Source organism: Paraburkholderia sp. (genome assembly GCF_034668105.1).
Taxonomy (GTDB): domain Bacteria; phylum Pseudomonadota; class Gammaproteobacteria; order Burkholderiales; family Burkholderiaceae; genus Paraburkholderia.
This window is the reverse complement of record NZ_JAXDPY010000264.1, coordinates 1-9,464: the sequence shown is the minus strand read 5'-3', so window position 1 is coordinate 9,464 and position 9,464 is coordinate 1. Positions and strand designations below refer to the sequence as shown.

Genomic DNA, 9,464 nt, shown 5'->3' with positions numbered 1-9,464 from the left:
GCAGGAACGAAGCCCCGGGTTTTCAGTGGCCCGTTCCGGCGAGCACGCAGTGCGAGGCGGGAAGTATGACGCCCTTGTCACTTACGTCGAACGTGCGAGGGCACAGATTCCAGATGCACCACTACCGCGACTGCGCGGGGGACCCGCTTAAGAATTAGCGGTGTGAGCGGCTTTCTTTGCTTATCTTTCTTTGCCGCGGCAAAGAAAGTAAGTGCCGCCCCGCACAGGGGCGACGCTAATAGACCACTAAGAAAACAAGGAAAGGCCCACACGATAGGCAACCAGCCAAAGCGCCGATCAGGCAAAACCCGCGCTCAACTACCGGCAGAGGTAGCCCCACCGACACCACCAGAAGGACACGCCGGCACGGCAAACCCAGCGCTGGAGCCACTCCTGGGCGGAATCGCCGCCATCCCCCGCACCGCACCGGCAACCTGCACAGCAACCTGCTGCAACGCGGCCCGATGCCCCTCGACAAGCGCGTCATACCCGCCACTAACCGGCTCACTCACCACACTCCGGCACGTCATCACAGCAGTACTACGTACAGCCCTAACACTCCAAACCGCATCGATCAGCGCATGTGACCCCGGCCATGACTCGAACCGCTGCACATTCATGCTGACCCGATACACCGGCGTCGTATCCGGATAAGCAGTGCCATACACGTCGATCGTGCCGAGCTGCTGCGTCAGGCTAGTCGACAAAGCGCGCCGGATCTCGTCGCCCGGCAACGAAGCCCATCGCTCCTGCTCGAGCACCTGAACCTGCGTCGGTCCCGTCTGCACCACAAGCTGATTCTTCGCCACCTGCGGCGGCACATCGATCGGCGCGACTTCGATCAGCCACGCCGGCGCAGCCGCAGTGCGCGCACTGACCGGGGCCGCAGAACCCGCGGCACCGGACCTCGCGCTGTCCGCGCCGAGCGTATAAAACCGGCTCGACGGCGACGAACACGCCGCCATCGCCACCAATCCGGCCAGAGCGCCGACATACACAGCGCCGCGCACAAGCCCGCGCGGCGGGCGGGGGAGCCGGGCAAACATCATGGTTTATCTCCTGATTTACCGCGCAACAGCGATTCCGGATGACGCTCCAGATAATCCGACAGCGCATTCAGCGACTGCAACGTGCGCGTCAATTCCTGCAACGCCTGATGAACATCCGACTGCAACGGCGAATCCTGCTGCAACGTCGCCTCGGCCGACCCGAAGGTCTGCTTCGCCGCAGCCAGGGTGTCGCGCGCCTCCGGCACGACTTCCTTGTCGAGTCGCGTGAACAGCTGGTCAGCGTTCTTCAACGCACTGTTCAGGTTCGACCCGATCTGGTCGAACGGCACCTTGTCGAGCTTCTTCGCAATGTCGGCAACCTGCACCTGCAGCTCGTCGAGCGAGTTCGGAATGGTCGGCAACTCGATCGGATCGCCCGTTACGTCGACGGTGGCCGGCGGCGCCTTCGGGAAAATATCGAGCGCCACGTACAACTGGCTCGTAATCAGATTGCCGGTGCGCAACTGGCCGCGCAACCCATGCTTGACGAGCTGTTGCAGCATGGTTTGACCCGCGAGGCTGCCCGGTACCGGCGCGGTCTCGCGGAAACGCTTGCCGAGACGATCCGGATAGATGTTCATCGTCACCGGCATCGTGAAGCTGCGCGTCTTCGGGTCGTAGTCGATGCCGATGTTGGTCACCTGGCCCAGCACGATGCCGCGGAAATCAACCGTCGCGCCGACCGACAGCCCACGCAGCGACTGGTTGAAGTTCATCACCACGCGCTGCGGCACGCCGTCAGGTTCGCGCATCGCGTCCGCTTCATCCGAACCGAGACGGAACGTCATGTTGTTCGGCGCCTGCGCGCCCACGCCCTGGCCCGGTGGCGACTGGAACGACAGACCGCCGACGATCACCGTCGCGAGCGATTGCGTATTCAGCTTGAAGCCGCTCGAGTCGAGCCGCAGATCGACGCCGCTCGCATGCCACCAGCGCGAATTGGTGCCGACGTACTGGTCGAACGGCGCCGACACGAAGACCTGCATCGTCACGCCGGTGCCGTCCTTGTCGAGCGAGAAGCCGACCACCTGGCCGACCTGCACGCGCCGGTAGAAAATCGGCGAGCCGATGTCGATCGAGCCGAGCGAATCGCCGTGCAGGATGAACTGGTGGCCCTTCTGGTCGCCGGTAATGGGCGGTGGCGTTTCAAGGCCCACGAAGTTCTTCTCGGTGTCCGGCGAGTGCCCGGCGTCCGCGCCGATGTACGCACCCGACAGCAGCGTGGTCAGTCCGGATACGCCGCTCGCGCCCACCCGCGGGCGCACCACCCAGAAGCGCGAATCCTTGACCGCGAAATTTTCGCCTTCCTTGGTGAGCTGCACCTGAACCAGCACATGCGACAGATCCTTCGACAGCGTGATGGTCTTCACCGAGCCGACGTCGACGTCCTTGTACTTGACCTTGGTCTTGCCGGGCTCGAGGCCTTCGGCACTGGTGAACGTGATCGTGATGGTCGGACCTTTTTCGGTCACCGACCTGATCACGAGCGCAAGGCCGATCAGCGCGGCGATCAGCGGAATCACCCAGACCAGCGAGGGCAACCAGCGCCTGCGCGGCTCGATGTCCGGGTCCGGCAGTTCGGGGGGCAGCTTTGGTCCGTTCGAATCGTTGCGCGGCGCGTCGGAGGCGGGCGTCGGTCCTGGCGGGCTAGTCATGGTCGAGGTCCTGAGGTTTTGTAGTACTGCCTTCCACGTTGTCCCAGATGAGCCGTGGATCGAATTGCATGGATGCCATCATCGTCAGAATCACCACTGAGCCGAAGGCGATCGCGCCCGGCCCGGCCGTGATCACAGCAAGCGACTTGAAGCGGACCAGCGCGACGGTCAGCGTGACGACGAACACGTCGAGCATCGACCAGCGCCCGATCCGTTCGACCATCCGGTAGAGCGTGGTGCGCTGTTCGGGTTGCCAGCGCGAGCGCCGCTGGCAGGTGGCGGTGAGCAGCACCAGCACGCTGAGCTTGAGCATCGGCACCATGATGCTGGCGATGAACACGATCACCGCCAACGGCCAGTCGCCCGAGGTCCAGAAGTACACGACGCCGCTCATGATGGTGTCGTCTTCCGAACCGAGCAGCGACGCCGTATGCATCACCGGCAACAGGTTCGCGGGAATATACAGCAAGGCCGCGGCGATCAGCAGCGCCCAGGTGCGCATCAGGCTATCGGGGTTGCGCGAATGGAGGTGGGTGCCGCAGCGTCCGCAATGCTGCGGCGTGACGGAGCGGATACGTGGCTCGACGCGTCCACACGCGTGGCAAGCAACCAGACCCGCGCGTTTCGCGGTCATGTATTTCATCGTGTGCTCATCCCTGATGCGGCGCCGGCGGCAAGGTGGATTGCGCCGCGCTGGATTGCGCCGCGCCATGCACGTCAGGCGGCGCGGGCGGCCCGGCAAGCGAGCCGATAGCCGCCGCCGCACTGTCCGCGGCGGTGCGCGGCAGCGGTCGCTGACCGCGTTCGCCCATGTCGTCGGCGAGATCCCACAGCACGCGCGGATCGAATGTGACGACCACCGCGATCATCAGTGTCAGCACGCCGAACGCGAATAGCGCGGCCTCGGGAATCACGCGCGCGAGACTCACCATCTTCACAATGGTGATCAGCACGCCGAGCATGAACACCTCGATCATGCCCCACGGCCGCACGAATTGAATCGCGCGCAACACGCGGTTGAAGCCAGGCGGCACGTAGCCGGCGCGCAGCGGGATCAGCACGTAGAGCAGCGCGACCAGTTCGGTCAGCGGAAACAGGATGGTCGAACAGAACACCATGACCGCGACGATCTGCATCTCCTCGCCCCACAGCGCGACGAGCGCGCCGAACAGCGTGGTCTGCGAGGTAATGCCGTTGGTCTCGAGTTCGACGATCGGGAAGGCCTGCGCGATGATGAAGGTGATCAGCGCGGCCAGCGTCATCGCACAGATGCTGTCGAGCTTGCGCGAGACGCCGCGATAGAGCGTCGCGCCGCACCGCGAACAGCGCGCGGATGCCCGCCCGACAAGCCGGGGCTTGCGGAACAGCGTATCGCATTCATGGCACGCGATCAGGTTGTCTTGTTCCATACGGCAACGGGCTAACGACGTGAGAGAGGCGTGTAATGCCGGTTTCAGGGCAAGGCTGGAGAAAGCGTGGGGCCAATAGTACCAAACGCGCTTTGACATCAGGCCGCCGTTGCACCTGTTGCCGCCGAGGCCCGGGCGCTGTCGGCGTTTAGACCAGTCTTACACAAAATCGCTGTGGGTCTGACAGCCTCCGTCCCCAATTGTTCAATATCGTTGGGGCGGGGCAACTTTGCGTCTGACACATGTCGGGCGCCAGCTTTTTCCGCTTGCGGTAGCATGGCGGCCTTGGCGTGTGCCGCAGCCGCCATGCTTCCTTTCGAGTCGCACCATGCAGCACGCATGGGCAGTGTGGAATAGCAGGACCGGCTGCGCCGTTAACCTCTCTTAGCTTGCGTTCACCTGTCATGGCACTCAATCCTTCTTTCGGCGGCCGGGAGTCGTACACGCGGACTGCCATCGCCTTTCACTGGCTGATCGCGCTGTTGATCGTATGCGGCTTCTCGCTCGGTTGGGTGATGACCGACATCCCCGGCTTCACGCCTACCAAACTGCGCTACTTCTCCTGGCATAAATGGATCGGCGTGACGGTGTTCGCGCTCGCCGTGCTGCGCATTCTGTGGCGGGCCACTCACGCGGCCCCGCCGCTGCCGCGCCGCATCCCGGCCTGGCAGCGCGGCGCCGCGCATCTCATGCATCTGTTGCTCTACGTGCTGATGATCGTGATTCCCGTCTCCGGCTATCTGTATAGCTCGGCGGCCAATGTGCCGGTGGTGTACCTCGGTCTGATTCCGCTGCCGCGCCTGATCGCACCGGACCCGCAGCTCAAGGAGCTGCTGAAGAACGTGCACGTCACGCTGAATTACACCTTGCTCGTGCTGGTCGCGCTGCATGTCGGGGCGGCGCTCAAGCATCAATGGCTCGACCGCGATGGGCTGCTGTCACGCATGCTCCCTTTCATCAAATAAGGACAACCATGAAAGTTTCGTTTTATCGCTACATGCTCGCCGCGTTCGCGGCGGCTTCGCTGACCGCGGCGGGCAGCGCGCTCGCGCAGGTCGACGTCGCTAAAAGTTCGGTGACGGCAACCTCGAAGCAGATGAACGTACCGGTGGAAGGCAAATTCGGTAAATTCACCGCGCAAGTGAAATTCGATCCGGCAAAACCGGCCGAGGGCAGTGCGCAGTTCAGCATCGACGTCGGCAGCTATGATCTTGGCGACGAAAGCTACAACGACCAGGTACGCGGCAAGGATTGGTTCGACGCGAAGACCTTTCCGACCGCAACCTTCGTATCGAGCGCGATTGCGCCGGCCGGCGGCAATCAGTTCAAGGTCACCGGCAAGCTGACCATCAAGGGTAAATCGCAGACGGTGACGGTGCCGGTCACGGTCGCCCAGCAGGGCGCGACGCAAACGTTCGACGGCTCGTTGCCGATCAAGCGTTCGCAATTCGACATCGGCACGGGCGAATGGAAAGACACCTCGGTGGTGGCCGATGACGTGGTGATCAAATTTCATATCGTCGCAGCACGCAAGTGACGTTCGCGGCGCTCTTCGGGCGCAACCGCAATTCTTCAATTTCCGGAACCACAAGGAGCATGAATTGAAAACATCCCTGTTGATCGCAGTCGGCGCACTGGCTTCTGCTTTCTCGCTCGGCGCGTTTGCTGCTGCGGACACCTATCAGCTCGACCCGACTCACACGTATCCGAGCTTCGAGGCGGATCACTTCGGCGGCCTCTCGGTGTGGCGCGGCAAGTTCACCAAGAGCTCGGGCACGGTCACGCTCGACCGCGCCGCGAAAACCGGCACGGTGGACGTCACGGTCGACCCGGCTTCGATCGATACCGGCAACGGCAAACTCGACGAGCATCTGAAGTCGGACGCATTCTTCGACGTCGCCAAGTATCCGTCGGTGACCTACAAAGGCACCGATATCAAGTTTGACGGCGACAAGCCGGTTGAAGTGATCGGCAACCTGACGATCCGTGGCATAACCAAACCGCTGAATCTGAAGATCGAATCGTTCAAGTGCATGCAACACCCGGTGCTCAAGCGCGAAGTGTGCGGCGTGGAAGCGAGCGCTCATTTCAGCCGCGCTGATTACGGCATGGATTTCGGCGTCAAGTACGGCTTCAGCATGGATACCAAGCTGCACATTCAGTCCGAAGGCATCAAGCAGTAAGAGCTTTAAGGAGCCTCGGCGTATGCGCGTTTAACCGCCGCTTGTGAGCGTGGCGCGTTGCGCCGCAACAAAAATACCGCTTCGTTCGCTTTTGCAACGAAGCGGTTTTTTTATGGCCCACTTGAAACGCCGGCAGCCTTGCGCGGCGGCCGCTGCGTATTTGCCGCTCGCGCCGTTTTAATTTTTCATGTACATAGAGCGCTGGCACCGCATTGGTTGTGCGCGCATCCAGTTCGGGCAATATTCGGGGTAGAACCTACGTAAATAATATTTCACGCGCACTGGAGATCTGTATGAATGCAACGACAGCGGCAAGCCTGGCGGGGAGCCGGCAGAATTCTTGGCGCGCGGTGGTGGCCGCCTCGATCGGCAACGCGCTGGAATGGTTCGATCTGGTGGTGTACGGTTTTTTCGCGGTCGTCATCGCGAAGCTGTTTTTCCCGGCGGGTAATGACACGGTCTCTCTGCTGCTGACACTCGGCACCTTCGGCGTGTCGTTTTTCATGCGGCCGCTGGGGGCGATCGTGATCGGCGCCTACGCCGATCGCGCCGGACGCAAGGCGGCGCTCACGCTGTCGATCCTGCTGATGATGTGCGGCACGCTGATCATCGCCGTGCTGCCGACGTATCAGAGCATCGGCCTCGCCGCGCCCGTGATCCTCGTGCTGGCGCGCCTGATGCAGGGCTTTTCAGCGGGCGGCGAGTTTGGCAGCGCCACGGCTTTTCTCGCGGAGCACGTGCCGGGGCGGCGTGGTTTTTTCGCGAGTTGGCAGGTCGCGAGCCAAGGGCTTACCACGCTGCTCGCAGCCGGCTTTGGCGTGCTGCTGACCGGCAAGCTGTCGCCGGAACAGATGGGCTCGTGGGGCTGGCGCGTGCCGTTCTTCTTCGGCCTGCTGATCGGGCCGGTTGCCTGGTACATCCGCACCAAACTCGACGAAACGCCCGAGTTCCTCGCGGCGGAGCAAACCACCACGCCACTGCGCGATACCTTTACCAGCCAGAAGCTGCGCCTCGTGATTGCGATCGGCGTGGTGGTGCTCGGTACGGTGTCGACCTATCTGGTGCTGTTCATGCCGACGTACGGCGTGAAGCAGTTGGGGCTGGCGCCGTCGGTCGCGTTCGCGGCGATCGCGCTGACGGGTCTGATCCAGATGGTGTTCTCGCCGCTGATCGGCCATCTGTCGGATCGCCACGGGCGCACCACGATCATGCTGCTCTCGGCGCTGCTGCTTCTCGTGCTGATCTACCCGGCCTTCGTGTATCTGGTCGCGCATCCGACCTTCGGCACGCTGATCGCGCTGCAGATCGTGTTCGGCTTTCTGATGACGGGTTACTTCGCGGCGCTGCCGGGTTTGCTCTCGGAGATGTTCCCGGTGCAGACACGCACCACCGGCATGTCGCTCGCCTATAACATCGCCGTGACGATCTTCGGCGGCTTCGGGCCGTTCATCATCGCGTGGCTGATCAGCTTCACGGGTTCGAAGGCTGCGCCGAGCTACTACATGATTTTTGCCGCGGCGATCAGTCTGGTGGCGCTGATGGCGGCGCGCCGTAAGCTTGGGTTCAAATAAAGCCCGGCAGAGGCGGTAAACGTAAAAGGCCGGTTCGAGAGAACCGGCCTTTTCTTTATTGCGTTCGAGTCAGATGACTGCCTGCGGCACGATCAGACTTGCGCGCCTGCGTTTGGATCGTCCGGATCGACGCGTTCCTTCTTGTCCTTGATCAGATCTTCGCGCTTCACGCCGAACCACATCGCGAGCGCCGCGGCGACGAACACCGACGAGTAGATACCGAACAGAATGCCCACTGTCAGCGCCAGGGCGAAATAGTGCAGCGTAGGGCCGCCGAACAGGAACATCGACAGCACCATCATTTGCGTACAGCCGTGGGTGATGATCGTGCGCGACATGGTGCTGGTGATCGCATGGTTGATCACCTCGATCACGGTCATCTTGCGTTCGCGGCGGAAGGTCTCACGAATCCGGTCGAAGATAACGACCGATTCGTTCACCGAGTAGCCGAGCACCGCCAGCACTGCGGCCAGCACCGACAGCGAGAACTCCCACTGAAAGAACGCGAAGAAGCCGAGAATGATGATCACGTCGTGCAAGTTCGCGATCACGCCAGCCACCGCGTACTTCCATTCGAAGCGGAACGACAGGTAGATCACGATGCCGACCACCACGCAGGCCAGCGCGAGCAGGCCGTCGGTAGCGAGTTCCTTGCCGACCTGCGGGCCGACGAACTCGACGCGCTGCAACTGCACCTGGGCGTCTTCGCCCTTCAGCGCGCTCATCACCTGATCGCTCTGTTGCGCCGACGTGTAACCCTGCTTGAGCGGCAGACGGATCAGCACGTCGCGCGAGGTGCCGAAGTTCTGCACCTGCGCGTCGGGATAGCCGAGCTTGTTGAGCGTGCCGCGCACCGGTTCGAGCGGCGCGGCGCCAGGATACTGCACTTCGATAACCGTACCGCCGGTGAATTCCACCGACAGATGCAGTCCGCGATGTACCAGGAAGAACACAGCGGCAAGGAACGTCAGGAGCGAGATTGCGTTGAAAATCAACGCACGCTGCATGAACGGAATGTCTTTGCGAAAACGGAAAAATTCCATGGTCTTGTTCTCCGGGGTTCAGCGGGATGAACCCGGTTTCTGCGGCGTGTTCGACGCATTGGACGCGTCGCGGCGGCGCACGGTCGGCTTGGCGCGCGCCTGGGCCCCGGCTTTCGCCTTGGGCTTGGCGCTTGCCGCGGCGACGGCGCGTGCTGTGTCGGTCGCGGCATCTTCGCTACCGAGGTAGGCGGCGGCGCCGTCGATACCTTCCGGTTGCGGACGCCACACCTGACCGATCGCCAGCGACTTGAGCTTCTTCTTGCCGCCGTACCACAGATTGACGATACCGCGCGAGAAGAACACAGCCGAGAACATCGACGTCAGGATGCCGATACAGTGGACCATGGCGAAGCCGCGCACCGGGCCGGAGCCGAAGGCGAGCAGCGCGAGACCGGCGATCAGCGTGGTGACGTTCGAGTCGAGAATGGTCGCCCATGCATGCGCGTAGCCGTTCTGGATTGCCAGTTGCGGCGGGGCGCCATGGCGCAGTTCTTCGCGCACGCGCTCATTGATCAGCACGTTCGCGTCGATTGCCATACCGAGCGCGAGCGCGA

10 protein-coding genes are annotated in these 9,464 nt (G+C 62.6%); 4 read left to right on the top strand and 6 right to left on the bottom strand.

Annotation, left to right across the window (positions count from 1 at the left end; translation table 11 throughout):
- Positions 1-314: 314 nt before the first annotated feature.
- The 4 genes from QOC89_RS12375 to QOC89_RS12360 are packed head-to-tail and all read right to left on the bottom strand — an operon-like array spanning position 315 to position 4,113.
- Complete coding sequence (locus tag QOC89_RS12375; RefSeq protein ID WP_323045272.1) at positions 315-1,049, bottom strand: PqiC family protein; 735 nt, start codon at positions 1,047-1,049, stop codon at positions 315-317.
- The gene (locus QOC89_RS12370) at positions 1,046-2,704 is read right to left on the bottom strand and encodes an intermembrane transport protein PqiB (protein ID WP_323045271.1); all 1,659 of its coding nucleotides are present in this window, start codon (positions 2,702-2,704) and stop codon (positions 1,046-1,048) included. The genes QOC89_RS12375 and QOC89_RS12370 overlap by 4 nt, the downstream gene beginning before the upstream one ends.
- Positions 2,697-3,347, bottom strand: coding sequence for a paraquat-inducible protein A (locus QOC89_RS12365; protein WP_323045270.1), 651 nt, complete (start codon positions 3,345-3,347; stop codon positions 2,697-2,699). Before QOC89_RS12365 ends, QOC89_RS12370 begins: the two co-directional genes overlap by 8 nt.
- Before the next feature lie 7 nt (positions 3,348-3,354).
- A complete protein-coding gene (locus QOC89_RS12360; protein ID WP_323045269.1) occupies positions 3,355-4,113 on the bottom strand; it encodes a paraquat-inducible protein A in 759 nt (252 codons plus the stop codon).
- Positions 4,114-4,517: 404 nt separating this feature from the next.
- On the opposite strand from QOC89_RS12360, the gene QOC89_RS12355 reads away from it, so the two are divergent.
- From QOC89_RS12355 to QOC89_RS12340, 4 genes are all read left to right on the top strand, one after another.
- On the top strand, positions 4,518-5,078 hold the full coding sequence (locus tag QOC89_RS12355) for a cytochrome b (RefSeq protein ID WP_323045268.1): 561 nt from the start codon (positions 4,518-4,520) through the stop codon (positions 5,076-5,078).
- Between the two features lie 8 nt (positions 5,079-5,086).
- Positions 5,087-5,650: a YceI family protein gene (locus tag QOC89_RS12350; RefSeq protein ID WP_179736196.1), complete on the top strand. Its 564-nt coding sequence runs from the start codon at positions 5,087-5,089 to the stop codon at positions 5,648-5,650.
- Positions 5,651-5,726: 76 nt separating this feature from the next.
- Positions 5,727-6,296, top strand: a complete 570-nt coding sequence (locus tag QOC89_RS12345; RefSeq protein ID WP_323045273.1) for a YceI family protein — start codon at positions 5,727-5,729, stop codon at positions 6,294-6,296.
- A gap of 293 nt (positions 6,297-6,589) precedes the next feature.
- Entirely contained in the window at positions 6,590-7,867 is a 1,278-nt protein-coding gene (locus QOC89_RS12340) for an MFS transporter (protein WP_323045267.1), read from the top strand.
- Between the two features lie 92 nt (positions 7,868-7,959).
- Here QOC89_RS12340 and secF read toward each other — a convergent pair whose 3' ends face one another.
- On the bottom strand, positions 7,960-8,910 hold the full coding sequence (secF, locus tag QOC89_RS12335; protein WP_179736202.1) for a protein translocase subunit SecF: 951 nt from the start codon (positions 8,908-8,910) through the stop codon (positions 7,960-7,962).
- An 18-nt stretch (positions 8,911-8,928) separates the two neighbouring features.
- On the bottom strand, positions 8,929-9,464 hold a 536-nt coding region (locus tag QOC89_RS12330; RefSeq protein WP_323045266.1), incomplete at its 5' end, for an MMPL family transporter.

Bases quoted from the DNA above. Each gene is read 5' to 3' on its own strand.
- QOC89_RS12375 (WP_323045272.1), bottom strand. From the start codon at position 1,049: ATGATGTTTGCCCGGCTCCCCCGCCCGCCGCGCGGGCTTGTGCGCGGC.
- QOC89_RS12355 (WP_323045268.1), top strand. From the start codon at position 4,518: ATGGCACTCAATCCTTCTTTCGGCGGCCGGGAGTCGTACACGCGGACT.
- QOC89_RS12350 (WP_179736196.1), top strand. From the start codon at position 5,087: ATGAAAGTTTCGTTTTATCGCTACATGCTCGCCGCGTTCGCGGCGGCT.
- QOC89_RS12340 (WP_323045267.1), top strand. From the start codon at position 6,590: ATGAATGCAACGACAGCGGCAAGCCTGGCGGGGAGCCGGCAGAATTCT.
- QOC89_RS12370 (WP_323045271.1), bottom strand. From the start codon at position 2,704: ATGACTAGCCCGCCAGGACCGACGCCCGCCTCCGACGCGCCGCGCAAC.
- secF (WP_179736202.1), bottom strand. From the start codon at position 8,910: ATGGAATTTTTCCGTTTTCGCAAAGACATTCCGTTCATGCAGCGTGCG.
- QOC89_RS12365 (WP_323045270.1), bottom strand. From the start codon at position 3,347: ATGAAATACATGACCGCGAAACGCGCGGGTCTGGTTGCTTGCCACGCG.
- QOC89_RS12360 (WP_323045269.1), bottom strand. From the start codon at position 4,113: ATGGAACAAGACAACCTGATCGCGTGCCATGAATGCGATACGCTGTTC.